The sequence below is a fragment of the Mesorhizobium sp. P2_H9 genome (genome assembly GCF_056403215.1).
Map to the genome: position 1 here is coordinate 45,302 of NZ_JBFUFX010000022.1, position 25,196 is coordinate 70,497.

Annotated in this window: 30 protein-coding genes; 17 read left to right on the forward strand and 13 right to left on the reverse strand. The window is 60.6% G+C overall.

Annotated features, from left to right (window positions below; genetic code table 11):
- The first annotated feature begins 143 nt into the window (after positions 1-143).
- The 5 genes from ccoG to AC1DXN_RS29810 all read left to right on the forward strand — a co-directional run bounded on the left by ccoG (position 144) and on the right by AC1DXN_RS29810 (position 5,432).
- On the forward strand, positions 144-1,703 hold the full coding sequence (ccoG, locus tag AC1DXN_RS29790) for a cytochrome c oxidase accessory protein CcoG (protein ID WP_477278035.1): 1,560 nt from the start codon (positions 144-146) through the stop codon (positions 1,701-1,703).
- Positions 1,700-2,197 carry a FixH family protein gene (locus tag AC1DXN_RS29795; protein ID WP_477250188.1) on the forward strand — a complete coding sequence of 166 codons (498 nt, stop codon included), beginning with the start codon at positions 1,700-1,702 and terminating at the stop codon, positions 2,195-2,197. The genes ccoG and AC1DXN_RS29795 overlap by 4 nt, the downstream gene beginning before the upstream one ends.
- Entirely contained in the window at positions 2,194-4,482 is a 2,289-nt protein-coding gene (locus AC1DXN_RS29800) for a cation-translocating P-type ATPase (RefSeq protein WP_477278037.1), read from the forward strand. Before AC1DXN_RS29795 ends, AC1DXN_RS29800 begins: the two co-directional genes overlap by 4 nt.
- Positions 4,479-4,634, forward strand: a complete 156-nt coding sequence (gene ccoS, locus AC1DXN_RS29805; protein ID WP_477250185.1) for a cbb3-type cytochrome oxidase assembly protein CcoS — start codon at positions 4,479-4,481, stop codon at positions 4,632-4,634. Before AC1DXN_RS29800 ends, ccoS begins: the two co-directional genes overlap by 4 nt.
- Before the next feature lie 96 nt (positions 4,635-4,730).
- The gene (locus AC1DXN_RS29810) at positions 4,731-5,432 is read left to right on the forward strand and encodes a Crp/Fnr family transcriptional regulator (protein ID WP_477278039.1); all 702 of its coding nucleotides are present in this window, start codon (positions 4,731-4,733) and stop codon (positions 5,430-5,432) included.
- Positions 5,433-5,435: 3 nt separating this feature from the next.
- On the opposite strand, the gene AC1DXN_RS29815 is transcribed toward AC1DXN_RS29810, so the two are convergent.
- The 3 genes from AC1DXN_RS29815 to AC1DXN_RS29825 all read right to left on the reverse strand — a co-directional run bounded on the left by AC1DXN_RS29815 (position 5,436) and on the right by AC1DXN_RS29825 (position 7,030).
- Positions 5,436-5,621 (reverse strand): DUF1858 domain-containing protein, encoded by a 186-nt coding sequence (locus AC1DXN_RS29815; RefSeq protein WP_184872276.1) that lies wholly within the window; start codon positions 5,619-5,621, stop codon positions 5,436-5,438.
- A gap of 190 nt (positions 5,622-5,811) precedes the next feature.
- Positions 5,812-6,507: a VIT1/CCC1 transporter family protein gene (locus tag AC1DXN_RS29820; protein ID WP_477278041.1), complete on the reverse strand. Its 696-nt coding sequence runs from the start codon at positions 6,505-6,507 to the stop codon at positions 5,812-5,814.
- Between the two features lie 4 nt (positions 6,508-6,511).
- Complete coding sequence (locus AC1DXN_RS29825; protein ID WP_477278043.1) at positions 6,512-7,030, reverse strand: cytochrome b; 519 nt, start codon at positions 7,028-7,030, stop codon at positions 6,512-6,514.
- Positions 7,031-7,243: 213 nt separating this feature from the next.
- Here AC1DXN_RS29825 and AC1DXN_RS29830 point away from each other — a divergent pair, with 213 nt between their 5' ends.
- The 3 genes from AC1DXN_RS29830 to AC1DXN_RS29840 are packed head-to-tail and all read left to right on the forward strand — an operon-like array spanning position 7,244 to position 10,243.
- Positions 7,244-7,987, forward strand: coding sequence for an FMN-binding protein (locus tag AC1DXN_RS29830; RefSeq protein WP_477278045.1), 744 nt, complete (start codon positions 7,244-7,246; stop codon positions 7,985-7,987).
- 25 nt (positions 7,988-8,012) lie between these two features.
- A complete protein-coding gene (locus AC1DXN_RS29835; RefSeq protein WP_477278047.1) occupies positions 8,013-8,735 on the forward strand; it encodes an FAD:protein FMN transferase in 723 nt (240 codons plus the stop codon).
- The gene (locus AC1DXN_RS29840) at positions 8,732-10,243 is read left to right on the forward strand and encodes an RnfABCDGE type electron transport complex subunit D (protein WP_477278049.1); all 1,512 of its coding nucleotides are present in this window, start codon (positions 8,732-8,734) and stop codon (positions 10,241-10,243) included. Before AC1DXN_RS29835 ends, AC1DXN_RS29840 begins: the two co-directional genes overlap by 4 nt.
- 7 nt (positions 10,244-10,250) lie before the next feature.
- Here the strand turns inward: AC1DXN_RS29840 and AC1DXN_RS29845 are convergent, their stop codons facing one another.
- From AC1DXN_RS29845 to AC1DXN_RS29855, 3 genes are read right to left on the reverse strand one after another with little or no spacing between them, the layout of a single operon-like run.
- Positions 10,251-11,594, reverse strand: coding sequence for an ATP-binding protein (locus AC1DXN_RS29845; protein ID WP_477278051.1), 1,344 nt, complete (start codon positions 11,592-11,594; stop codon positions 10,251-10,253).
- Complete coding sequence (locus AC1DXN_RS29850; protein ID WP_477278053.1) at positions 11,594-12,259, reverse strand: response regulator transcription factor; 666 nt, start codon at positions 12,257-12,259, stop codon at positions 11,594-11,596. Before AC1DXN_RS29850 ends, AC1DXN_RS29845 begins: the two co-directional genes overlap by 1 nt.
- A complete protein-coding gene (locus AC1DXN_RS29855; protein WP_477278055.1) occupies positions 12,259-12,573 on the reverse strand; it encodes a PepSY domain-containing protein in 315 nt (104 codons plus the stop codon). Before AC1DXN_RS29855 ends, AC1DXN_RS29850 begins: the two co-directional genes overlap by 1 nt.
- 140 nt (positions 12,574-12,713) lie before the next feature.
- Between AC1DXN_RS29855 and AC1DXN_RS29860 the strand changes: the two genes are divergently transcribed.
- The 3 genes from AC1DXN_RS29860 (at position 12,714) to AC1DXN_RS29870 (ending at position 14,367) form a co-directional block, all read left to right on the forward strand.
- On the forward strand, positions 12,714-12,947 hold the full coding sequence (locus AC1DXN_RS29860) for a hypothetical protein (RefSeq protein ID WP_477278057.1): 234 nt from the start codon (positions 12,714-12,716) through the stop codon (positions 12,945-12,947).
- A gap of 121 nt (positions 12,948-13,068) precedes the next feature.
- On the forward strand, positions 13,069-13,536 hold the full coding sequence (locus AC1DXN_RS29865) for a DUF2231 domain-containing protein (protein WP_477278059.1): 468 nt from the start codon (positions 13,069-13,071) through the stop codon (positions 13,534-13,536).
- Positions 13,537-13,668: 132 nt separating this feature from the next.
- A complete protein-coding gene (locus AC1DXN_RS29870) occupies positions 13,669-14,367 on the forward strand; it encodes a CBS domain-containing protein (protein ID WP_477278061.1) in 699 nt (232 codons plus the stop codon).
- A 94-nt stretch (positions 14,368-14,461) separates the two neighbouring features.
- Here the strand turns inward: AC1DXN_RS29870 and AC1DXN_RS29875 are convergent, their stop codons facing one another.
- The 5 genes from AC1DXN_RS29875 to AC1DXN_RS29895 all read right to left on the reverse strand — a co-directional run bounded on the left by AC1DXN_RS29875 (position 14,462) and on the right by AC1DXN_RS29895 (position 19,392).
- A complete protein-coding gene (locus AC1DXN_RS29875) occupies positions 14,462-15,010 on the reverse strand; it encodes a hypothetical protein (RefSeq protein WP_477250159.1) in 549 nt (182 codons plus the stop codon).
- 113 nt (positions 15,011-15,123) lie between these two features.
- The gene (locus AC1DXN_RS29880; RefSeq protein WP_477250157.1) at positions 15,124-15,393 is read right to left on the reverse strand and encodes a DUF6455 family protein; all 270 of its coding nucleotides are present in this window, start codon (positions 15,391-15,393) and stop codon (positions 15,124-15,126) included.
- A 62-nt stretch (positions 15,394-15,455) separates the two neighbouring features.
- A complete protein-coding gene (locus AC1DXN_RS29885; protein ID WP_477250155.1) occupies positions 15,456-15,929 on the reverse strand; it encodes an NUDIX hydrolase in 474 nt (157 codons plus the stop codon).
- 23 nt (positions 15,930-15,952) lie between these two features.
- Positions 15,953-18,580, reverse strand: coding sequence for a magnesium-translocating P-type ATPase (mgtA, locus tag AC1DXN_RS29890; RefSeq protein WP_477278063.1), 2,628 nt, complete (start codon positions 18,578-18,580; stop codon positions 15,953-15,955).
- Positions 18,580-19,392 (reverse strand): universal stress protein, encoded by an 813-nt coding sequence (locus tag AC1DXN_RS29895; protein WP_477278065.1) that lies wholly within the window; start codon positions 19,390-19,392, stop codon positions 18,580-18,582. Before AC1DXN_RS29895 ends, mgtA begins: the two co-directional genes overlap by 1 nt.
- A gap of 266 nt (positions 19,393-19,658) precedes the next feature.
- On the opposite strand from AC1DXN_RS29895, the gene AC1DXN_RS29900 reads away from it, so the two are divergent.
- The 4 genes from AC1DXN_RS29900 to AC1DXN_RS29915 all read left to right on the forward strand — a co-directional run bounded on the left by AC1DXN_RS29900 (position 19,659) and on the right by AC1DXN_RS29915 (position 22,836).
- Positions 19,659-21,146, forward strand: a complete 1,488-nt coding sequence (locus AC1DXN_RS29900) for a PAS domain S-box protein (protein WP_477250215.1) — start codon at positions 19,659-19,661, stop codon at positions 21,144-21,146.
- A complete protein-coding gene (fixJ, locus tag AC1DXN_RS29905; RefSeq protein ID WP_477278067.1) occupies positions 21,136-21,750 on the forward strand; it encodes a response regulator FixJ in 615 nt (204 codons plus the stop codon). The genes AC1DXN_RS29900 and fixJ overlap by 11 nt, the downstream gene beginning before the upstream one ends.
- A gap of 456 nt (positions 21,751-22,206) precedes the next feature.
- Positions 22,207-22,383, forward strand: coding sequence for a hypothetical protein (locus tag AC1DXN_RS29910; RefSeq protein ID WP_477250147.1), 177 nt, complete (start codon positions 22,207-22,209; stop codon positions 22,381-22,383).
- Positions 22,384-22,449: 66 nt separating this feature from the next.
- On the forward strand, positions 22,450-22,836 hold the full coding sequence (locus AC1DXN_RS29915) for a translational machinery protein (RefSeq protein WP_477278069.1): 387 nt from the start codon (positions 22,450-22,452) through the stop codon (positions 22,834-22,836).
- Between the two features lie 94 nt (positions 22,837-22,930).
- On the opposite strand, the gene AC1DXN_RS29920 is transcribed toward AC1DXN_RS29915, so the two are convergent.
- Together AC1DXN_RS29920 and AC1DXN_RS29925 are read right to left on the reverse strand one after the other, a co-directional pair.
- The gene (locus tag AC1DXN_RS29920; protein ID WP_477278071.1) at positions 22,931-23,287 is read right to left on the reverse strand and encodes a c-type cytochrome; all 357 of its coding nucleotides are present in this window, start codon (positions 23,285-23,287) and stop codon (positions 22,931-22,933) included.
- A 24-nt stretch (positions 23,288-23,311) separates the two neighbouring features.
- Positions 23,312-23,647, reverse strand: a complete 336-nt coding sequence (locus tag AC1DXN_RS29925; RefSeq protein WP_477421781.1) for a TroA family protein — start codon at positions 23,645-23,647, stop codon at positions 23,312-23,314.
- A 264-nt stretch (positions 23,648-23,911) separates the two neighbouring features.
- Between AC1DXN_RS29925 and AC1DXN_RS29930 the strand changes: the two genes are divergently transcribed.
- Both AC1DXN_RS29930 and AC1DXN_RS29935 read left to right on the forward strand, forming a co-directional pair.
- Complete coding sequence (locus tag AC1DXN_RS29930; protein WP_477250140.1) at positions 23,912-24,736, forward strand: universal stress protein; 825 nt, start codon at positions 23,912-23,914, stop codon at positions 24,734-24,736.
- A gap of 136 nt (positions 24,737-24,872) precedes the next feature.
- Positions 24,873-25,196 (forward strand): aminotransferase class I/II-fold pyridoxal phosphate-dependent enzyme (locus AC1DXN_RS29935; RefSeq protein ID WP_477421779.1); only part of this gene is annotated, 324 nt, incomplete at its 3' end.

The window sequence follows — 25,196 nt, forward strand, 5'->3', positions numbered from 1 at the left end:
CGGTCCCGGCGATTGACCTGCATCAACGCGGCGTAACCCAGTCCACGGCAAAGTCTACTCAACGCAGCATGTGGCATACCTGCCTGAGAGAATCAGGCCGATTGCCCCCGGCGATATGAGAAGCTGCGCGACTGGAGATAGCGGTGCTGGATAATACGCAGGTGGAACGGCTTGAGGCCGAGGCGGTCAACTCCGCCCGTGTGCGCCAGCCAATGTATGCCGCGCGCAAGAAGATTTTTCCGAAGCGGGCTTCAGGAAGCTTTCGCCAGTTCAAATGGATCGTGATGGCGATCACGCTCGGCATCTATTATTTAACGCCGTGGTTGCGATGGGATCGGGGTCCGTTTGCCCCGGACCAGGCGGTGCTGCTCGATCTCGCCAATCGGCGCTTCTACTTCTTCTTCATCGAGATCTGGCCCCAGGAATTTTACTATGTGGCCGGCCTCCTGGTCATGGCCGGCATCGGTCTTTTCCTGATCACGTCGACTGTCGGTCGTGCCTGGTGCGGCTACACATGCCCGCAGACCGTCTGGGTCGATCTGTTTCTGGTCGTCGAGCGCGCCATCGAGGGTGACCGCAATGCTCGTATCAAGCTCGATGCCGGCCCCTGGACCGCCCGCAAGCTCGTGCTTCGTGTATCGAAGCACGCCATCTGGCTGGTCATAGGCGCGGCGACCGGCGGCGCATGGATCTTCTATTTCGCCGACGCGCCGACGCTGATTGGCGAGCTCTTCACCGGCACAGCGGCACCTGTCGCCTACATCACCGTCGCCGTGCTGACGGCAACGACTTATACGTTCGGCGGGCTGATGCGTGAGCAGGTCTGCACCTATATGTGCCCATGGCCGCGCATCCAGGCGGCCATGCTCGACGAAAGTTCGCTCACCGTCACCTACAATGACTGGCGCGGCGAACCGCGCTCACGTCATGCCAAGAAGGTTCTTGCCGCAGGGCAGCCCGTCGGCGACTGCGTCGACTGCAATGCCTGCGTCGCTGTCTGTCCGATGGGGATCGACATTCGCGACGGCCAGCAACTCGAATGCATCACCTGCGCGCTTTGCATCGACGCCTGTGACGGAGTCATGGACAAGATCGGCAAGGAGCGCGGGCTGATCTCCTACGCAACGCTTTCCGACTACAACGCAAACATGATGCTGGCGACCGCCGGCGGCACCAGTTCAGTCGATCCGTCGCTGGTCCGGGCCGCTGATGGGCTGTTCTCCGACAAGGTGGCGCATTTCCATATCCGCAAGATCTTTCGGCCGCGCACCTACGTCTACATGGGCATGTGGTCGCTGATCGGCCTGGGCCTGCTGTATTCGCTGCTGACGCGCGATCGGCTCGAAGTCAACGTGCTGCATGACCGCAATCCGCAATTCGTCACGCTGTCCGACGGTTCGATCCGCAATGGCTATACAGTCAAGCTGCTCAACATGGTCCCCGAGCCAAGGACCATCGTCGTCACGATGCAAGGCCTGCAAGGGGCTGACATGAGTGTGGTCGGCGACGACATCCAGCCAGGCCGCTCCTTTGCCATTCCGGTCGAGCCCGACCGCCTGAAAATGCTGAAGGTCTTCGTGCGCCAGCCCGCGGGTCAGATCCAGAGCATAGCGCAAACCTTCAAATTCCGTGTCGAGGACAAGGCGAGCTTCGAGGCCGACGAATACACCGCCACCTTCAACGCACCGGAGATCGCCAGATGACCGTCAAAGCTCAAAAACCCCGGGAATTCACCGGCAGGCACATGTTGGCCTTCATCCTTGCCTTCTTCGGCGTGGTCATCGCGGTCAACCTGACGATGGCGACGCTCGCCAACACAAGCTGGACCGGACTTGTCGTTGAAAACACCTATGTGGCGAGCCAGCAGTTCAACAAGAAGGCAGAGGAAGGGCGCGCGCAGGCAGCCTTGGGCTGGACCGGCAAACTGACCATCGCATGGGGTGAAGTCCGCTATGGCCTCACCGACGCCGCCGGCAAGCCGGTTCCCCTGCATGGCGTTAAGGTGCTGTTTCGCCATCCCGCCTACGAGAAAGAGGACAAGGCCGTCATTCTTGCTCTCGCCTCAGGCCAGGAATTCGCCGCACAGCACATGCCGAAGGACGGCGTCTGGATCGTCGAAGTCGACGCCGACGCCGGTCTGGCAGAGCCCTACCGCGAAGTCCGCAGGATCATGATTTCCCATGGAGCGTTGAAATGAGCTGTTGTGCACCGGGCGCTGAAATGGCGCTGGATCTGACCAGCACCACATCGGTCCTGCCGTCCAGCCAGGAGATCAGGCTGGCAAGCCGATCGCTTGGCGATGATCTTCGCCAGACCGACCTTTCAGTGCCGACGGTTCATTGCGCGGCCTGCATCCAGGCGATCGAGACAGCACTGGCAAAGCTCGATCAAGTCGAGGCCGTTCGTGTCAACCTGTCGACGAAGCGGGTCGCGGTCCGCTGGCGTGGGAACGAAGTACCACCTTTCGTCGCCGCGCTGGGACGGCTGGGCTACCAGGCGCACCTGTTCGAGCCCGAGGTCGAAGAGAAAGACAAGATGCTTTCGGAGCTGATCCGCGCCGTCGCTGTTGCCGGCTTTGCGGCTGGCAACATCATGCTGCTTTCGGTCTCGGTCTGGTCCGGCGCAGAGGGTGCGACCCGCGACCTGTTCCACTGGGTCTCGGCGCTGATCGCCATTCCCGCGCTGGCCTTCGCCGGCGGCATCTTCTTCCGCTCGGCCTGGAACGCATTGCGCCACGGCCGCATGAACATGGACGTACCGATAGCGGTTGGGGTTTCGCTGGCCTATGCAATGAGCCTCTATGAGACAATCAACCATGGCGACCACGCCTATTTCGACGCGTCGGTGTCGCTGCTGTTCTTCCTGTTGATCGGCCGCACGCTGGATCACGTGATGCGCGAACGCGCCCGCACCGCCGTGAAAGGGCTGTCACAGCTGGCCGCGCGTGGCGCCATGGTGCTGCGCGGCAATGGCGCCCGCGACTATCTGCCGGTAGGCGAGATCGAACCGGGAATGCAGCTCCTGATAACGGCTGGTGAGAGGATCCCCGTCGACGGCAAGATCACTCATGGCGCGTCGGACCTGGATTGCTCTGTGGTCTCTGGCGAGAGCACGCCCAGAAACGTGGCGCCAGGCGAGACCGTGCAGGCCGGTGTCCTCAATCTCACCGGCTCATTGACGATCGAGGCGACAGCCGCCGCCAAGGATTCGTTCCTGGCGGAAATGGTTCGGCTGATGGAGGCCGCAGAGGGCGGCCGCGCGCACTATCGCCGGATCGCCGATCGTGTTTCAGCGCTCTATGCTCCGGTGGTTCATCTCACCGCCTTCGCAACATTCCTTGGCTGGATGGCGGCGACGGGCGACTGGCACCGGGCGATTACCATCGCCATTGCCGTTCTCATCATCACATGCCCGTGCGCGCTCGGCCTGGCCGTGCCGATCGTTCAGGTGGTCGCCGCGCGGCGCCTGTTCGAGAACGGCATCATGGTCAAGGATGGTTCGGCCATGGAGCGCCTGGCGACGATTGATACCGCAGTGTTCGACAAGACCGGAACACTCACGCTCGGCCAGCCTCGGCTGGTGAATTCGGCTTCGATCGATACGGGCATGCTGGCAATCGCTGCAGACATGGCCGCGCATTCCCGCCACCCTTTTTCGAAGGCCATAGCCGGCTTCGCCGCTTCTGGAAGGCAACACAAATTCGAAGCGGTCACCGAGCACCCCGGATTTGGTATCGAAGCCATTGACGCCGGGAGCACCTGGCGACTGGGTCGACGTGGATGGGCTGGATGGAAGGCCCGAACCGGTGGCGAAGGCAAACATGGCTATGGCGGAACGGTCCTGACAAAAGACGGGTTCATTGTCGCGACCTTTGATTTCGAAGACGCGCTGCGTGCCGACGCCAGGGCGGCCATCGAGCAACTGAACCACGCCGGGGTGTCGGTGGAAATGCTGTCGGGTGACACTGCTGGCGCCTGCGGCGAAGTTGCAAGAATGCTCGGTGTCGACGACTTCGTTCCGTGCCTGCTGCCGTCAGGCAAGGTCGAACGCATCGAGACCATGGCCAAAGACGGACATAGAGTTCTGATGGTTGGCGATGGCCTCAACGACACCCCTGCGCTGAGCGCGGCACATGTGTCGATTGCACCAGCCACCGCCGCCGACATTGGCCGCAACACAGCCGACTTCGTCTTCCTGCGCGAAAGCCTTCTCGCTGTCCCACTCGCTCTGGGCGTCTCACGCAAGGCAGGAACCCTGATACGCGAGAACATCGCGATCGCGATCGTCTACAATGCTGTCGCCGTGCCAATCGCCATTCTGGGGCATGTCACACCTCTTATCGCGGCGATCGCCATGTCCGCCTCATCACTGCTTGTCATCGGAAATGCACTGCGATTGCAGACTTCTATGCCGAATTCACCGGCAAAAGACGTTCGCCGGAACAGGCAATCCGACTTCAACGAACTGGCCCGCTTGTCATGACAAACCTCACCTACCTCATACCCGTAGCCCTCTTCCTTGGGGCACTTGGCCTTGGGGGCTTCCTGTGGGCTTTGAAAAGTGGCCAGTATGAAGATCTTGATGGAGCAGCCGAGAGGATCCTCATCGATCGGGAAGACAAGAGCGACCGCTAATCCAGAACGAAGTTGGGCCAGAGCGGGAGTCAGCCAAACTGCGCTACGATGCCTGAACCCATAGGAAAGAAACCGTAGGGCTGTGAGGAAATCCGCTTGGTTGCGCTGGACCGATCGCTGATATCGCGGCTGCCGCTCTTCCAGGGGATGGCGCCCCAGGAGCAAAGCGAGATTCTCAAAGGCGCTCGATCGTCACGCTACGCCAAGGACTCCGCCATCTTCGAGCAGGAAACCGAGGCCCATTCGTTTTTCGTGCTGATCTCTGGCCACATACGCGTCGTCCGCACCACGCCGGATGGGCAGCAGGTCATCGCCAGATACATCAGCGAAGGCGAGATTTTTGGTGTCGCCGCGGCGCTTGGCCGGACCAACTATCCCGCCAGCGCTGTCGCGGCGGTCGACTGCGTGGTGCTGGCCTGGCCCAACGCTCTTTGGCCGGAGCTGGCGCGACGGTTCCCGGCGTTTGGGGCAACCACCTACAGGACAGTGGGAGCCAGGCTGCAGGAGGCGCAGACGCGGGTGGTGGAGATGTCCACGGAGCAGGTGGAGCAGCGTGTTGCGCATGCCTTGTTGCGGTTGGCAAACCAGACCGGCCGAAAGACCGACAGCGGCATCGAAATCGACTTCCCGATTTCGAGGCAGGATATTGCCGAGATGACGGGAACGACGCTGCACACCGTCAGCCGCCTGCTCAGCAAGTGGGAAGACAATGGAATAATCGTCAGCGGGCGCCAGAAAGTCACCGTGAAAGATGCGCATCGCCTTGTGGTTCTGGCCGAGAACCGCAGCAAGGGGTGATCCTCACCGTTCGCCTCGAACAGCCGATTCCAGGTCCAAAATGAAGCGGGCCTCGTCGATCCGATGTTCGCGGCATGCTTCGGCAACGGTATGGAAAGTGCCGATCGGGCAGCCAACGCAAAGCATCCTGTAGCTCAGCATCACCGCCACCGTTGCCGGCCATTTCCGCATGATCTCGTCGACGATCATGTCCCGCCCGATCGAACTGAGTTCCTTCACGATAGGGTCTCCGCGATTTGCGAAGCCTCGTGATACATCCCGCGCGCGCCGCCTTCGTTGTGCTTGCGCAACTTCGTAGAAATGGGCCGAACCCTCTCGAGACTATATTGCGGGAGGAAAAGCGCCGATGGCGGAGGTCGGGATCAAGGTCGCAAAACCGTCAGATGGCAGTACCAACGATGGCACCAATACCGGCGGTCAGCACCATTGCCAGCGCCCCCCAGAAGGTGACGCGAACAGTTGCCCTCAACACATTGGCGCCGCCGGCCTTGGCCCCAATGGCGCCCAGAACCGCCAGGAACAGGAGCGAGGCAACAGACACCGTTGCGGCAAGCCAGGCGGCCGGCGTAACAAGCACCATCGCCAATGGCATGGCCGCGCCAACCGAAAATGCTGCCGCAGAGGTCAGCGCGGCCTGGATCGGTCTGGCCGTCGTCACCTCCGAAATACCGAGTTCGTCACGAGCGTGGGCGCCGAGCGCGTCCTTCGCCATCAATTGGTCGGCAACCTGCAAGGCAAGCGCTGGTTCCAAGCCACGTTTGACATAGATCTCCGCAAGTTCCTGTCGCTCGAAATCTGGCTGCGTCGCCAGTTCCCCTTTCTCGCGGGCAAGGTCGGCTTGTTCGGTATCGGACTGCGAACTGACCGAGACATACTCGCCCGCCGCCATCGACATCGCACCGGCGACCAGTCCGGCGACGCCAGCCACCAGAACATTGGAGGCCGCGGCATTGGCCGCCGCCACGCCAACGATCAGGCTGGCCGTCGAAACGATGCCGTCATTGGCGCCTAGCACGGCGGCACGCAACCAGCCGACGCGCGATACGAGATGGTTTTCATTGTGCAGGCGGCTCATGACATCACTGCGCACGCCGTCCGGCAGGTCGCAGCATTCTGACCAGCACATCCGATTTTACATAGAAATGTTGCCACAGCGCGGCTGCGGCATGCAGGCCGACGACAATGATGATCACCGGCTTGGCGAGTTCGTGAATCTCCCCCATCACTCGAAAGCTGGAGTACCATGCCAGCGCCCCGGTAATCGGCATCCCGAAAATGAAAAGATACAGCAGGAAATGGGCTGCCGCGGCAATCCGCTTCAACAAGATGCTTTCTTCGGGCGCCGCCGCCGGCACACCATCCCGTAGACGGATCGCAAACCGCCAGGTCGCCAGCACCAGAACGGCCAAACCGACATAGACATGAATGTTCGCGTTAAGGATGTCGCCAGCTGCCGGCTCGGTGCCGCGCGAGAACGCCCGGTAAGCCGGCTTGATGTCCTCACCGATCACAAGCTGCAGAACGATCAGCACCGCGATAGTCCAATGCAGCACTATCTGGGTTCCGGTGTATCCGGCCGGCTCGTGGGCAACAGTCATAGGCAGCTACCTCGTTTGAGAGAACCTTCCTACCTCGCTGCTTATGCGACGATCTTGATCTAGGACAAGTCACTTTGCCGTCCCTTGAGCTTTCACGGCCCTCGGAGTTCGTCCTCGGCTGACAGCCAGTTGTAAGCTTGGTCGTGGGATATTGCACCCGAAGCGCACCAGATGGGTCGCCTCTGCAAGGTTCAACGTGGAAGCACAATTCCGATGAAACAGATTGCTCTGTCACTTCTGGTGATCGCCGCCTCCGGCGCCTATGTCTGGGATCAAGCCGGCAAACGGCCAGCCGAAGATGTGCTTGGTTCGGCGCTGCCGGCAGACGCGACAGAGGCGCCAGGCTCAGCCGCGCCGGTGTTCCGGACCTTGCCGGCGCCCTCACCCCAGTTCAGGACAAGGTTCCCGATCGCAAGGGAAGCGACGGCGGGCGTAGCAGTTGACGCCAGACGGCCAAATGATCCCGTGGAGCAGACAGCAGTTGGGGTGGCACCACAACCATCGCCGGCGCCACCGAAGCAGCCAGTACTGCCGGCTGTCAGCAATCCTGCGTCGTCAACGCCTTCATTCACCATAACTCCTGCCGTCTACATACCTGTCCCGCAGCAGCGGCCGGCATATCCGGAGGCGCCCGCACATGTTGTCCGGGTCGGCATGAAGCTCGCCGCACAGGCCTATGCCGACGGCGTCTACACTGGCCCGCCCGCCGATGCCTATTACGGCATCATCCAGATTCAGGCCCTCGTGCAGGGCGGACAGCTTACGGCGCTGAAAGTGCTCAAATATCCATCCGATCGCCGCACCTCCGTCAGCATCAACAGGCAGGCGCTGCCCATGCTGCGCGACGAAGCGATCCGCGCCCAAAGCGCCAATGTCGACATCATTTCGGGCGCGACCCTGACCAGCAGGGCCTTCATCCAGTCGCTGCGCGGCGCGCTGAAGAAAGCGTCGTCCTAGGTCCATGCGCGAAACGCGTATTTTGATGGGAATGCCCATTACGGTCGACGTCGGCGGCGCGTCGAGCGATGAGCTGATCGAGACGGTCTTCGGCTATTTCGAGCATATCGATCGGCGCTTCAGCACATACCGGGCCGACAGCGAAATCACGGCCATCAACCGCGGCGACGTTCCGGTCGTCGAGTGGAGCGGCGAGATGACCGAAGTGTTTGCTCTCGCGCGGCAGACGAAAGACGAGACCGGCGGATACTTCGATATTCGCAAGCCCGACGGATCGCTCGATCCATCGGGCATCGTCAAGGGCTGGGCAATCCGCAATGCGGCAGCCATCGTTCAGCGAGCCGGCATCCGCGATTTCTTCATCGAGGCAGGAGGCGACGTGCAGTCCTGCGGCAAGAATGCCTCGGGTCAGGACTGGAGCGTCGGCATCCGCAATCCCTTCAACGCCCACGAGATCGTAAAAATCGTCTATCCCCGTGGTCGCGGACTGGCGACCTCCGGAACCTATGTGCGGGGTCAACACATCTACAACCCGCATGCAATTGACAGTCCGATCCAGGACATCGTCAGCCTGACCGTCATCGGCGCCGATGTGCTCGAAGCCGATCGTTTCGCCACTGCAGCTTTCGCCATGGGCCGGGACGGCATTCTCTTCATCGAGCAGACGCCCGGCCTGGAGGGCTATGTCATAGACACCAATGGCCGCGCCACACCGACAACCGGGTTCGGAGCCCTTTGCCTGCCATGATCAAAACCATCGACCGATTTCTCGATCATCTGACCATGTACCGGCTGGTCCTCTACTATCTGATGGCGCTGGTCGGCGCAGCGCTCGTGCTCGGCTTCGCCAAGCTCGTGCCCCATGATCCGATTGCGCTCGCCTTCACAATGACTTTGGCGCTGGCCGCCTGCTGGCTCACCAACAAGGTCTTTGCGCATGTCTTCGCGGTCCCGGCCAACAACGAGTCCGTCTACATCACCGCGCTCATCCTTGCGCTCATCCTCGATCCGGTAGCCACCACCGACATCAAGGGAATCGCAGCGGTGGGATTCGCGTCCGTCTGGGCGATTTCATCCAAATTCATTCTCGCCATCGGCCGGAAGCACCTTTTCAATCCGGCTGCGCTGGGCGTGGCGCTGTCGGCGCTGCTGCTCGACCAATCAGCCACCTGGTGGGTTGGCGGCAATCTGCCGTTGCTTCCGCTCGTTCTGCTCGGCGGCATGCTCATTGTCCGCAAACTGCGCCGGCTTGATCTTGTCTCGACCTTTTTTGTCGTGGCGCTGGCGACCATTCTGGCAACCAGCGATCCGTCGCAGTACTGGACCGCACTTACGGAGACACTGGGTTCGTCACCTCTGCTGTTCTTTGCCTTTGTGATGCTGACCGAGCCGCTGACGGCGCCGACGATGCGATGGCCGCGCCTCGCCTTTGCCGCCATCGTCGGCTTTCTGTTTGCTCCCAACATCCATATCGGTTCGTTCTATTTCACACCGGAACTGGCGCTGCTCGCCGGCAACCTGTTTGCCTATGCGGCAGGACCCAAGGGTCGCTTCGTGCTGACGCTCGAACGCATCGAGCAATCGGCCGTCGATAGCTTTGACTTCATCTTCCGGTCGCCGCGCAAGCTCGCCTTTGAGGCCGGCCAATATCTTGAATGGACGCTTGGCCTCGATCGTGCCGACAATCGCGGCAATCGCCGTTATTTCACGGTGGCCTCGGCGCCGACGGAGGAAACGGTCCGCCTCGGCGTCAAGTTCTATCCGCAATCAAGCGCCTTCAAGCGCGAATTGATGACCATGAAGCCAGGCAGCACGATCCACGCCGCGCAACTGGCCGGCAACTTCACACTGCCCGCCCGTCGCGAAACCAAGATCGCTTTCCTGGCCGGAGGCATAGGCATCACGCCGTTCCGCTCGATGCTGCAATATCTGCTCGATCGCAAGGAGCGGCGACCGATCGTCATCCTCTACGGAACCGAGGGACAGCAGGACATCGCGTATCGCGATGTGCTTGGCGCGGCCAGGCAGGAACTTGGTATCAAGACGGTCCACGCGGTGGCGCGTGGCAGCGAGCGCGGGCAGTATCACGGATACATCGATGAGCGCCTGATTCGTCTGGCCGTGCCCGATTATCTCGAGCGCACCTTCTACATTTCCGGCCCGCAGGCGATGGTCAAGGCGCTGCGCCAGAAGCTGCTGGCCATGGGCGTTCGCCGCTCGAGGATAAAGGTCGACTATTTCCCCGGTTTTGCCTGAAGCACGCTCAACCGTGTCGCGGCAAGGAAATGGTCACGACCAGACCCGGATCGGCGTTGGCCATGGCAAGGCGGCCGCCATAAGCTTCGACGATGTCGGAAACGATGGCCAGGCCGAGACCGCCGCTGCCGCCCTTGCTGTCGAGCTGGACGCCACGCGACATGGCGGACTCCCGATCGGCATCCGGTATACCTGGGCCATCATCGGCGACAGTGACGATCACCTCGCCGGCGGTTGCGGATGCATCGACACGGACCGACGACTTTGCATAGCGCGCGGCGTTCTCGACCAAATTGCCCAGGATTTCCGACAGGTCGCCTTCATCGATTGGCGCCATCAGATACTCCGCGACCTCCATCGTGAATGAAAGCTGCTTGCCGCTTGGCGTCCGTTTGACGACGGCAACGACGCCAGCCGCGACGTCAGACACAAGGCAGGATGCCTTGCCCGAGACGCCTGGCGCGAGGCGGGCGCGTGCGAGCTCCCGCTCGACATGGCGCCGGATCGCTCCGGCGCTCTTCTCGATCTCGTCGGCCAGATCCGTCTCGCCTTTCTTGCGCAAGGCACGAATGTCGGCCGACAGCACTTGCAGGGGCGTCTTGAGGCCGTGCGCCAGATCGGTGGCGCGCGAGCGGGCCCGCGCCAGAGCCTTCTCCTGGGCATCGAGAAGACGATTGATTTCGTCTGCGAGCGGCTGCACCTCGCTTGGTGCCACCACATCGAGCCGTGCTGATCGCTGCGCAATGACGCTTCCGACGGCGACCCGCAAGGTCACCAGCGGCGCAAGGCCGATGGTGATCTGGATGAAAAACGCGGCCATGAGGACTGCAGCGAGCATCAAGAGAGCCGGAGCAAGATCACGAACATATTCGCTTACAGACGCCTCAACGGTTCGATGATCTTCCGCCACGATGGCGCGAAAGGAGCGGCCACCGGCATCGATGATCGTGCGCTCGACCGCAATACTGAGTTCTCCGCCCGGGCCCGTGAACTCCTCGACCGTTCGCAGCCCACCATTTGCGCTCCGGGCAGGCAGGAGCAGCTTGGCGTCCCACAATGATCGCGAACGCTCGAGGCTGCCGGTGGCGATGTCCTCCACCTGCCAGTAGTAACCGGAGAGTGGATTGGCAAACCGCGGGTCGGTCAGCACTGGGCTCACGACAAGGCGGCCATCGCTTGTAAAGGTCGTTGCGCCGATCAGTTCATTGAGGTCGACCGTCAGCTCGCCCACCACGCGCCGCTCGACGTGAAGTTCGAACAGATAGCGCAAGCCGGCGCCGGCGATGCCGAGTGCGACAAGGATCGAGATGGTTGCCGCCAACCACAGCCGGAAGCGGATCGAGTTGCCCATCAGGCGGCATCATCGGGCATTAGGTACCCGAACCCGCGTCGTGTTTCGATGACATCGCTGCCGAGCTTCCGTCGCAATCGCGCGACAATGACCTCGATCGCGTTCGGATCGCGGTCGTTGCCCGAATCGTAAAGATGCTCAGCCAGTTCGGTCGGCGCCACCACTCGTCCTGCATGATGCATCAGAAACGCCAGGAGCCGGTACTCCAGCGGCGACAGGGAAACGGGAATGCCGCGCAGCGAAATGCGCATCTGGCGCGTGTCCAGAAGCAGCGGGCCAGACCTCAAAACGGGTGCCGCCTGCCCTGCCGAGCGCCGTAGGATGGCCCGCAACCGGGCGAGCAGTTCTTCCATTTCAAAAGGCTTGGGAAGATAGTCATCGGCGCCGGAGTTGATGCCCTCGACGCGCTCCGTCCACATCCCCCTTGCGGTCAGGATGAGAACCGGAAACCGGCGGGCGTTGGCCCGCCAACGTTTCAAGATCGTGAGGCCATCGAGCTTGGGCAATCCGAGATCCAGAACCGCGGCGTCATAATTCTCGACATCGCCTGCGAACCAGGCAGCTTCACCATCCTTTACGACATCGACCGCCATTCCGGATGCCTTTAGGGCGGTCGCAATATCGGCAGCGATACGTGGCTCGTCTTCGGCGAGGAGTATCTTCATCAGTCACCCTCCCCATCGCGCATGATGACACCGGCACCGGCGTCGACGTCGACGGTCCTTCGACGGCCATCGGAACCGACGACCTGAAACCGGTAGACCCATTTGTTGGCCTTGCGGATGAGATCGACTGCCACGACATCGCCGGGAGCTTCGGCGCGGACAACGTCGAGTATGTCGGCAAGGCCCTTGATTTCGCCGTGCTCGTACAAATCCCGCGCCCGGTCATGGTCGCCGTCATCGTCCTCATCGGCACGGGCAGCGACAGGCATGGCCAGGACAAGTCCAGCGAGACCCAGCACCGCCAAACGCTTCAACTGGCTTTTCATCGGCAAGGCATGTCGCACGTTCAAGCTTTCAATTTGCTGTCAATCATCCTCAGCCCGCAGCAAGCGAAGGATCCATATCAAGGCATTATCGCGTCCAATCATGGCCGCGCCGAGAAGGATACCAGACCATGCGCAATTCCATGTTTGTCCTTGCAGCACTTGCAGGCCTCACAACCTTTGCCCTGCCGGCGGCCGCTGAATCGGACGAAGGATCATGTGGGGCGCCAGCATCTGTTGACCCGTCCGGCCCGATCGACCTGCAGGCCATCCCGATGCAGGATGCAACCGCCCCGAAAGCCATCAAGGGTGATGACGACGCTTGCGACGACCGGCAGGGCGGCGAGGCCGACGAAAACGACTAGACCTCTCGTTCGCAGTGCGTGGCCCGCCGCAGCGCAGAATGAGCGCAAATGTCGTTGGCCTAGGCTCGCTGCAAGGCTGGCAACCATCCAAAGTCCCCTACCGATTTTCCGGAGAGTTTTCGTGATACCCATTCAACAGATCCACCCCGTTCTTGTTCATTTCCCTATTGTTCTGATCTACATGCTTGCAGCTATCGACCTTGTGGCTTTGGCCGGCGGCAACGCCGTCACCAGGAAATCGGGCGCCGGCACGATCTCTACTTTTGTGGCCCTTGCTGCCGGGGTTTTCGCCATTGGGACCTGGTTCTTCGGCGGTCTTGCCCTGGATCACGCCGAAGCGGCCGGCTTCAGCAGCGATATCGCGGAAGTCCACGAAAGCCTGGGGGGTATTACTGCCTTTGCCTTCCTGATCTGGGGTCTGGTGAGGCTCGCACTTTGGATCCGGAACCGCGAGTTTCGAACTGTATCGATCGCCATTCCTCTGATTGAAATTTGCGGGGCGGTGCTGGTCACTGCGACGGCCTACTACGGCGGGCTTCTTGTCTACGAACTTGGCGTGAACGTCGCCAAGACCGCTATCACTGGCTGAGAGGCGCGCGCCCCGTCATTCGCGACCCCACATTTGGACCATTTGCCCCGATTGCAAAATGATTCAGATCAAGGCGCTTCATGCATGGGAATTCTAAGAAGCCGGAGGTTTGGAAAACTCCGGAGAGCGAACATGCAAGCCGAAGCCATAATGAGCAAGCCAGTCGTCAGCGTAGACCCGTCTGCATCGATTGCCGAGGCGGCCGGGTTGATGCTCTTCAAGAAGATCAGCGGCTTTCCCGTCATTCGCGGCGACGGCACCTTGGTGGGGATGGTCAGCGAGAGCGATTTCCTGCGTCGCGGAGAGTTGGGCACGCAGCGCAAGCGCTCGCGCTGGCTGGAGTTTCTCGTCAGCCCCGGCAAGGCCGCCGACGAATATGTCCACGCCAATGGCCGACGGATCGAGGAGGTGATGTCGCAAGAAGTCGTCACGGCGCCCCCCACTGCATCGCTCGCCGAGGTCGTCGACCTCATGACGCGTCAGCACATCAAACGCATTCCGGTCGTCGACGATGGGAAAGTCGTCGGTATCATCACCCGCTCTGATCTTCTGCGGGTATTGCTCAGCGTTCTTCCCGATGCCGCCCCTGCAGCCATCGATGACGAACTGATTCGGCAGAACATCACGACTGAGCTAGCGGCGCAGAAATGGGCCGGCAAGGACTTGATCAACGTGACGGTGAACAATGGCGTGGTGAAACTGAGCGGCGCCATCCTCGACGAACGTGAGCGCCAGGCGGCCATTGTTGCGGCCGAAAACGTTGCTGGCGTCAAAGCGGTCGAGGATGGTCTCTTCTGCGCCGATCCCGTGTCCGTCATCCTTGTTTCGTAGCGGAGCCGAGAAAAGTCACCTCATAAACTCCTGCGGCAAGGCGAGGCACCATTGCCACGGTGACCTGCCGGTGATCGCCCAGGCCTCGCCGCGCTCAAATCGCGACCAGAGGTATCAATGGTCGAAGGAGCAACAGGGCGAACGCAACAAGTGCCGCACCCGCAACTCTTTCTGCCATTCTTTTGCCTCCGCTGAAGCGCCGACCCAGCAGAAGCCACACCGATCCGGTGGCAGCTGTCATCACCAGGAGCGCAACCCAGAAGATCCCCAGCGCACGCGGCTCAATGTTAATCGGCACGATAGCCAGGCAATAAATAAATGCTTTCGGATTCAGGGCACTGGTCGCCGCAACAGAAATGGCGTCGCCGTTCTTGGAAGCGTTGATCCTGGCGCTCGCCGTCAGACGCAGGCCAAGAAACACGAGCCATGCGGCTGCAACCAGCCTAAGTATTTGAATGGCATCCGGCGACACAACGGGACGTAGCGAAAACCAGCACGCGGATGCGATCCCGTATCCGCATGCCTGAGCGGCCAAAAGCTTGATCGCATTCTCTCCCTTGACCGCCCCAGCCATCAAAAGAGCGTTTGTTGGTCCTGGTGCCACAAAGAGCAGAAATGCTTCTAGAAGAAATAGGTTGTCCAAACTGCCTGGTCTCGTGAGATGTAAAACCTGTCATCTGCAAATCGTCGGTTTGCGTCGACTCTCGTCAAGGACACAGACGGCACCGACTTCGTCAAGGCTGGGCGCTCGATACCCTACCGTTGGCCGGCTGCGTGCTGCAGTCGCGCGATCAAGTCGCTGTTGCGGCAATAGTCTGGCGGGTTATCGGCTTGCTGATGTTCGTCGAGCCAGACCGAGCATTCGTCCTGATGCCCACAGGAGCGGCAGCGCTCCACCGCCCGAGTGGTGACGGCCGCATGGCCCGGCACCGACTTCAATTGTTTGTCGACGCCAAGCTTCTGCATCATGCGACCCATTAAAGCGGTCCTGGCGTCAACTGAAATCAGATAATCGAGAAAGGTCATGTTGATCACTCCTGCCTAGTGGCCATCATTGCGATGTTGGCGGCCGGCGGCGTTGATCTCGATCAACAGGCGGTGAGGCGCAAAACCGAAGCGACAAGGCGGTCGAGAAAGGGCCGCTGACCGGCAAGCAGTTTTTCCCGGGCCAGGTCGAGATCCAGCCATTCACCACGATCCACCTCGGGAAACGAATGAATGCGGCCGCTGCGTCGTGGCCATTCCATCTCAAACATGTTGCTGCGCAACGTCGCGGTATCGAAATCGCCTTCCAGCGCGAAAGCAGTGATGAGTTTGCTCTTTCGCTGGCGCAACTCACCCAGGTTGAGCAGGGCCCCCTTGGGCTCCCAACCCGTCTCTTCCTTGAATTCGCGCCGCGCCGCGGCTTCTGGCTGTTCGCCTTCGTCATATTCGCCCTTGGCGATGGACCAGGCGCCAAGATCGCGGCTTTGCCAGAATGGGCCGCCTGGATGGACGAGCAGCACCTGCAGTTCCTTGTTCGATCTACGATAGGGCAGAATGCCCGCGCTTCTTTTCATCATCGCTTCAAGCCTCTCCGCGCGGCCTATAATCTCGGGTAGGCCGCATGAGGCTTGGGCCCTCTGTCGATCAACTGCCTCCCCCTCTCCCGGTGCGACTGGCGGCGCTCTTGTCCGAAGAACCAGCGCTTGGTCGCCTCCGAGGCCAGCAGATAGAGCGCGGTGATTGCGACAAGCCCGGCAAGCACCGGCAGTGGCAAAGGCACGAAGCCGAACCAGGCTGCAAACGGCAGATAGGGGATCATGATCGCCACAACCCCGACACCCAGTGTAAGCCAGGCAAGCAACGGGCTTGGGCGGCTCGCCCAGAAAGCCCTGTGCGTGCGCACAATGAGCACGATGGCTAGCTCCGTCAGCAACGACTCGACAAACCAGGCGGTCTGGAATGCGGCCTCGGTGACATGGGCGAAAAACAGAAGGAACGCGAAGGTCGCGAAGTCGAACAGCGAACTGACCAGGCCAAAGCTGATCATGAACCGCCTCACAAAACGGATGTCCCACTGGCGAGGCCGGCGCAGTTGGTCGGCATCGACATTGTCGCTTGCGATGGCGAGCGAAGGAACGTCAGAAAGGAAATTGTTGAGCAGTATCTGCTTTGCCAGAAGCGGCAGGAAAGGCAGGAACAGCGAGGCGACAGCCATGCTGATCATGTTGCCGAAATTGGCGCTGGTGGTAATTGAAATGTACTTCATCGTATTGGCGAATGTCATGCGGCCGCCGTCGACGCCGCGCACGAGTACGCCCAGATCTTGCTTGAGAAGGATGATATCGGCCGCCTCGCGCGCGACATCGACAGCGGTGTCGACCGAGATCCCTATGTCTGCCTCATGAAGGGCGGGCGCATCATTGATGCCGTCGCCAAGGTAGCCAACGACATGGCCCCTGCTCCGCAAGGCCTGAACGATGCGCTCCTTCTGGTTGGGGTCGATCTCGACGAAGAGATCGGTGTGTTGCACGCACGCAAAGAGCGCGCTCTTGGTCAATTTCGAAAGCTGCTCGCCGGTCATGATCCTGTTGGCGTGCAAGCCGACCGCTTGCGCCAGGTGTGCGGCAACGTAGCGGTTGTCGCCCGAAATGACTTTTACCGCGATGCCGCGGTGGGCGAGCTCGACCAGCGTCTCCTTGACGCCTTCCTTTGGCGGATCGAGGAAAAGCAGGAAGCCTGCGAAGACGAGATCGATTTCGTCTTTCCTGCTGAACGTTTTCCGGCTCTCAAATCGACGGATTGCCAGACCCAGGACGCGGTAGCCGTCCGCGCTCCAGCGCCGGAATCGTTCGTCGATCGCCGCACGCTGCTTCTCATCGAGGGGTTCCAGCCCTTTCACCGTGCTGACGAAGCCGCACGTTTCGAGGACATTTAGTACGGCGCCCTTGGTGATCAGAAGATCTTCGGCATCCTTGGTCCGCACAACAACTGACAAGCGCTTGCGAATGAAATCATAGGGGATCTCGTCGACCTTGGTGAAAGCAGCCAATGATGCGCCCTCGCCCGGCGCACCGGCGATCGCTTCGTCCAGCGGGTTCTTCAATCCGGTCTGCAAGGTCGCGTTGAGACGTGCCCAAAGCAGAATGTCGGTTGACGGATTGCCGTCGACATCAAGCCATCCATCGAGGTGGATCACGCCCTCCGTCAGCGTGCCGGTCTTGTCGGTGCAGAGCACGTCCATGCTGCCCAAATTCTCGATGGCGTCGAGACGGCGCACGATGACGCCATTGGCAGCCATCGCGCGAGCCCCTCTAGCCAACGTCACACTGATAATGGCCGGAAGGAGCTCCGGCGTAAGACCAACCGCCAGCGCCAAGGAAAACAGCAGCGATTCAATCAGCGGACGATGCAGCATCAGGTTGGCGAAAAACACCAGGATGACAATCGCCAGCATGATCTCTGTCATCAGATAGCCGAACAGTCTTATGCCCCGAGCAAACCCCGTTTCTGGGATTTGGCGCTCCAGGGCCGCAGCGATCGATGCAAATTCAGTGTTGGCGCCCGTCGCTGCCGCAAGCACGGTTGCAGTGCCGCTGCGGACTGATGTGCCCGTAAAGACCGCATTGCCGCGCTGTGCGACCGAAGCCTCGGGCGCCGACCGCCCCGGTGCCTTCACAACGGGAAAGGTTTCACCGGTCAGCACGGCCTCGCTGACATTGAAATCGCGCGCGTCCAGAATGATACCGTCCGCAGGAATGAGGTTTCCGGCCGACAGGCGGATCAAGTCGCCCGGCACGATATCTTCGGCAGCAACCGAGCATTCGACGCCATCACGCAACACAATAGCCTTGCGCGAAATACGCTGTTTCAGCGCTTCGGTTGCCCGCGACGCACCATACTCCTGGGTGAAGCTCAGGACGCAGCTTGCCAGGACGATCGCGCCGATGATCGCGGCCTCCTGGCCCTCTCCGACGAAGGCGGACACGCTGGCCGCGAAAATGAGGATCAGGACCAGCGGGCTACGGAACTGCCGGGCAAGCACGATCAGAGCCGACGCATTTGACCTCGACGCCGGTGTGTTTCGGCCGAATTTTGCGAGCCTCGATGCCGCCTCGGAACCGGCCAGGCCCGAGGCAGACGACTTGAGGCGGCGCAGGAGTTCATTGGCCTCAAGCGACCAATAGGCACCGTCTGGCGCGACGGATTGCTGGTCGGTTTCGCTTATCATCAATACGACATGAAGCGGTTGATGCTGCTCTCTTCGATCAATGTGCGGGTGACACCGCCAAACGCCCATTCCCGCAAGCGGCTATGGCCATAGGCGCCAGAGACGATCAGATCCGCATGGATCGAGCGGGCGAATGTCAACAGCCGGTCGCCGTCAGCCTCGCCGGCGATCAGCTCGGTTCGCGCCTTGACGCCATGATGTTCAAGAAACACGACGACATCGTCGAGGCTGTCACGGCTGGTTTCGTCGCGGTTGGTGTCTATCGTGGCGACGACAACTTCGTTGGCCTTGCCCAGAAATGGCAGTGCATCTGCTATCGCACGCCGTGCCTCCCTGGTGTCCTTCCAGGCAACCAGCACGGTTTTTGCGCGGATATGCTCGATGTTGCCTGCGGTGACCAGGACTGGCCGCCCGGCACCCAGCGCGAGGCTGCCGATATCCACGGCGCGAAAGACGTTGTCTCCATCTACACCGCTGGTGACGATGAGGTCGGCTGCTCTGGCCGAAACACTGAGGAACCGGGTCGGACTGCAGACCGCTTGCCCCCATTCGCTGGTAATCGAAGCCGGCACCAGTTCCTCGAACTCGGCACGCAATTCCGCAAGCCGCTTTTCGATTTCCGTTCTCTGGATCTGCATGACTTCGCCTTCGTAGACCATGCCGTCGCCTGTCGCGACGAGAGGCGGGACATCCGCCGCTGCCAGTCCGACAAGATGAGCTCCAAATCGTTCGGCAAGTTCGATCCCCACCCGCACAATGGGTGCCGGGTTCGCATCGACGGCGAGGTTCACGATGATTGATTTGTAAGACATTCCGGGTGCCTTTCGCTGATTTGGTCGAATGCGTGAAGAATTGCATTCGCCAGCGCCGGATGCCTTGATGCGGGTCAAAGACCGCCAATTGCGCCCGCAAACTGCAACTGCGTCGAAGACGTCGTCCCGAACCGTTTTGCGTGCGCTCAGAGTAGTGATAGTTAGCCTGGGTAGCACCGTCTCGAACGCAGGAACTTCAGGTGATCAAAGACGAAGAGCTCAGTCTGTCGCCCGGCGGGACGACACTGAAATCACTCTTGTCACGAATGTTCGATCAGGCTCCGGGCTTTATAGCTCTGATGCGCGAGCCAGGTCATGTTTTCGAAGTGACCAATGCCGCCTACCAGCGATTGATCGGCGGCAGGCAGGTGATTGGAAAGTCGGTGCGGGAGGCCTTTCCCGAGCTCGAAGGACATGAATTTTTCGAACATCTGGACCACGTGTACACGACCGGCGAGCCATATAGGGGCCAGAGCGTTAAGGTCGGCCTTCGCAACAAGGCCGACGGGCCGGTCGAAGAACGCATCCTGGATTTTGTCTATCAGCCGATCAAGGCCGACGATGGCCGCATTACCGCGATCTTCGTTGAAGGCACGGATGTCAGCGAACTCTCCTTTGCAAACGCAGCTCTTCTGTTGCGCGAAGATCACCTGCGATCGATCCTGGCCACGGTGCCGGACGCAATGGTCGTCATTGATGAACAGGGCCGGATCCAGTCCTTCAGCACCGCAGCCGAGACGCTGTTCGGCTATCAGTCAGGCGAAGTTATTGGCCAAAACGTGAAAATGCTGATGCCGCCGCCCTATCGCGACGAGCATGATGCCTATCTGCTTCGCTACCTGACGACGGGAGAGCGCCGGATCATCGGGCTCGGCCGCACCGTTACCGGGGCGCGCAAGGATGGCACGACCTTCCCGATGGAGCTTTCCGTCGGCGAGATGCATCCGGGAACCGGACGCTTCTTCACCGGCTTTTGCCGCGACCTCACCGAACGCCACCGGGCAGAAGCAAGAATTCAAGAGCAGCAGCAGGAGCTGCTCCACATGGCGCGGTTTACCGCACTTGGCGAAATGGCCTCGACGCTTGCTCATGAGATCAACCAGCCATTGACCGCCATTACGAACTACCTCAAGGGCAGTCGCCGGCTGCTCGAAAAGAGCCAGGAAGAGAACGCGCCCATGCTGCGGGATGCGGTGGAGAAGGCAGCCGAGCAGGCCCTTCGGGCAGGAGACGTCATTCGTCATCTCAGGGATTTTGTTGCACGAGGCGAAAGCGAGCGTCAGGTTGAACACCTGCCAGCGCTGATCGAGGAAGCCTCGTCGCTGGCCCTGGTCGGTGCGCGGGAGATAAATGTCCTCGTCAGCTACAAGCTTGACCCTGCCGCCGAGCTGGTCCTCACAGACCGTATCCAGATTCAGCAGGTTCTGCTCAACCTGTTGCGCAACGCCGTGGAGGCCATGCAGGATGCCCCGCGCCGCGAATTGAAAGTCGAGACCGTTGCCCGCGATGATGGGATGGCCGAGGTGAGCGTGATCGACACTGGCCCGGGCCTCGCGCCGGAGGTCTCGGCACAACTTTTCCAGCCATTCGTAACCACCAAGAAGCAAGGCATGGGTGTCGGCCTTTCCATTTGCCGCACCATCGTTGAATCGCACGGCGGCCACATATGGGCCGAGGCAGTGCCGACTGGGGGAACCGCCTTTCGGTTCACCTTGCGCATCGTCGGGAAGGAAGAGGTCTCTAATGGCCGATAATGATCTGGTGCATGTGGTCGACGACGACATCGATGTCCGCAAGTCGCTTGGTTTTCTTCTGGCCACAGCGGACTTCGCTGTGCGCCTGCACGAATCGGCCACAGCTTTTCTCTCGACGGCGCCGAACAATCTCGACGGCTGCATTGTCACCGACGTACGCATGCCGGGCATAGACGGCATCGAGTTCCTGCGCCAGCTCAGAGCAAGCGGTCATACGATTCCGGTGATCGTCATGACGGGCCATGCCGATGTGGCGCTCGCCGTTCAAGCTATGAAGGAAGGGGCTTCCGATTTCATCGAAAAGCCGTTCGATGACGAGATGCTGATTGGCGCCATCCGCTCCGCGTTGGCTAATCGCAACCAGGCGAATGCAGCGCATCCGCAGTCCGCGGATATCCGCGGGCGTTTGGCAACCTTGACGGAGCGCGAGCGGCAAGTTCTGGACGGGCTTGTGTCGGGCCTGCCGAACAAGACTATCGCCTATGACCTTGGGATCAGCCCGCGCACGGTCGAGATCCATCGCGCCAATGTCATGAGCAAGATGGGCGCGGGCAGCCTGTCACATCTTGTGCGCATGGCGCTGATCGTGGAAGCCAGGCCCTAGGGAGAGCCTTCGAGGGGGTTGCCAGCTCTGGCCTGAGCCTTTTCCTCCTGCCAATCGCGCCAGTGGGTGGGCCGTATGTCAACACGGGCGCCGGTAGTGGCGTTTTTCCAGCCTTCGCGAATCTTCATGCACGGAAATACGAGCGCATGCATTCCCTCCTCGTCAAAGACGGCGAGTTCGAGTTCGCGACCATATGGTGCGCTTGGTATTGGGGTCCACATCGTCCGATGATCCCTCAAGCGCGGGTTTGCGCCTTGATCTGGATCATTTCTGAAATTGCGTGATGCGATTGGGGGCAAGAATGGGGGCCGCTCGTTGCGAGCGGGACGAGGTTTCACTCATGTGTCTGTGTAACCGCCATCGCCTGCGCGCGGGCTTGCATCCTGTCTGCTCCTTGATCGTGATCAAGGAACAGGTTGGCGACTGGCCTATCATTCGACGCAAAGGAGAATTGCGATGCAGTACATGAAAGTCGACGAAGCGCTATGGGCGTCCGAGCGAATAGCCGAACTTCGCGTCGAAGACGCGCTTCACGAGATTGTCACGCCGGCAGGTGGCCGCTCAATTGTCGCCACAGCAAATGCCGTCATCGAACCCGGCTCGATCCTGGCATTGGGGCTCCGATCCGCGTGAGGCATTCGACGCCTCACGGCGACGCTAGCGCACACCCCTCAACAATAGCCTTAAGGATGCATCAACATGCAGATCCAACATGCCGTCGTCTGGCTGGACCATCGCGAAGCCAAGGTGTTTTTCTTCAACCGTGAGACAGCAGAGAGCCTGCATCTTGCCACGACGCTTGCGCATCACCAGACCCACAACAAGGCAGGCACCGTCGATGGCAAGCGCGGACCGGAAAACGCGGCCTTCTTCCACGATGTTCTAAACGCCCTGCAGCCGGCGAAGGAATGGCTGATTATGGGGCCAGGATCGGCAAAGGACGAACTGGCCAAGCATATCCGCGACCACCATCCGCACTTGAAGGATCGCATCGTCGGCATTGAACCGGCAGATCATCCTACGCAGGCCCAGATCGTGGCGCATGCGCGGACATTCTTCCGTGCCGCTGACCGGATGCTGCCCTAGCCCGCTTTGGGGCTAACCTGCTGGCGCCGCAATCGGCGTTGCGGTCGATCGCGCAACGGAGCGCGTCAGGCTCATTCCCCTTCCGTCGCCTCGATCACGGTTGCTGCAAGCTGCTGATATAAGCGATGATTGCCTCGATCTGGTCGGGGCTGGCAATCCACTCGGGCATGTCAGGATGGCCGGTCAAAATGCCTTCAGCCAGGGCCTCCTCGAGATCAGCAATCGGATAGCGCTTTGACAAGGTTCGAAAGGCGGGCGCGTCGGGGTGGCTGCTCGTGTCGGTTTTTCCAGTGGCGTGGCAGCGGGCGCAATTGAACTCAACCAATGCCTGACCGCGCTCTGTCAGGCTGTTGGCCTGTGCAGGCAGCACCGAACCAAGCAACACCGCCGCAAGTGCGCAAACCGATCTACATCGCCGCCAGCGGCGCCCAATGCTCCTATAGCCACTCATTATTGCAGGCCTCCGCCTTCAGATTTACGCAATTGTCTTCGCCGCCACGTCCTCGATTGAGGTTCTGGCTTCCTTGCGCAAGCGTCTGGCCGTTTCTGACGCGAGCTTGGAGGTCAGCGCCGCGACCTTGCCGGCTTCCAAAGCGTATTCAGATGTCGCATTCTGCAGGAAGGCGGAGAAGATATCGAAGGCATCGTTGAATTCGAAACCGGCGACGAGATCGTCGGCGAGCTTAACATCCTGCTCGTAGCGGTTCTTGAGAAACGCGAGCGTTTCGATCTGATAGCGCATCATAGCCTTGAAGGCGTGCGCATGAAGCGACGCCGCAGAGATGACGACCTTCTGATTATTTTCCGCCATCGGCAACAGTTGCATGCCGAATTGCGACGGTTCGAGATGGGTCTGCATGATCGATACACTCCGTGTGAGGCGCGCAAACAAAATCTGTGCCACACGATGCTAGTCCCATTCGTTGGCGGGTCATTGATCCGGATCAACCCGCGCATGACCTTGCCGGAATGTGCGAGCAATCGAGCGCCGCTGGTCCGTTGGAGCGTTTGACACGCATCAAAGTCGCTGCCCTTCCGTTGTGGCTAGCTCGCTTCGACGCAAAAGGGTGCCGCGATGGCTTTCAAAACGATCATGGTTCAGTTGGACGTGGACAGCATCGCCACGCCGCGCATCGCGATGGCGTGGGATCTTGCTCAACGGCATGATGCCGATCTGATCGGCTTCTGTGCGGCAGAGCCCCATTTCGTCATCCCAACTGGCGTCGACAATCAGGCCTCGGCTAGGGCGATGTGGGCTCAAGTGGAGCAGATTGAAGGCCGCCTCGACGGCTTGAGAGAGGAATTTCTAGGCACCGTCAATGGCAGCAATCGTGCCACGTGGCGCGGTGAAATAGGGAATCCGACCGGGCGACTTGGCCTCAATGCACGTGCCGCCGACCTAATCATAACCGGCTCGCCGGCGACCGATCTGGTGGTCGATTATCATCGCACCCTGGACACGGCAGGTCTCATTCTCGCAGCCGGCCGCCCGATACTTGTGGCATCGGAAACCTGTGCTCCGGTCAAGGCCGAAAGGATCTTGATTGCATGGAACGACACGCGGGAAGCGCGGCGCTCGGTCGTCGACGCCTTGCCCTTCCTGATCGCCGCCAGGGATGTCGTTCTCGCCACCGTGAATAACGGGGACGCCACACCCGCCGAAGATGTTGCGGACGTCGAGCTTTTCCTGAGACGGCACGGCGTTAGGGCGCGATCGGAAGTCTTGGATGCACGGCGGTCCGAACCGGCGGAACTGCTCCTCCGGATTTGTCAGGAGATTGAGGCCGATCTGATCGTTCTGGGTGGCTATGGCCACAGCCGGATGCGGGAAATGACCTTTGGCGGCGTGACGCGTTCCGTCCTGCGCACCGGATCACTGCATAGGTTCATATCGAACTGAGCCAAAAGACATCTCAGGCTCCTTGATATTGACATGAATCAAGGTCGGCCTTTCGCGCAAACGGCTACAGATTCCAGGCGGCGGGAGGACGGTGCGGCGGCACCAGCGAATGCTCAATCGGTAAAGGAAAGTCGACATGAATTATCAGCGGTTCTTCGAGGAAGCGATCGACCAGCTCCATGCAGAGCGTCGCTACCGCGTCTTCGCCGACCTCGAGCGCATCGTCGGCAAATTTCCCCGTGCCATCTGGCGTTCCAACGGCCGCGCCGAGGAAATCACCGTCTGGTGCTCCAACGACTATCTCGGCATGGGCCAGCATCCCGACGTCATCGCCGCATTCCAGGCCGCAGCCGGCAAGATGGGATCGGGCGCCGGCGGCACCCGCAACATTTCCGGCACCAGCAACCCGCTGGTCGAGCTCGAGCTGGAACTGGCCGACCTGCACGACAAGGAAGCAGCC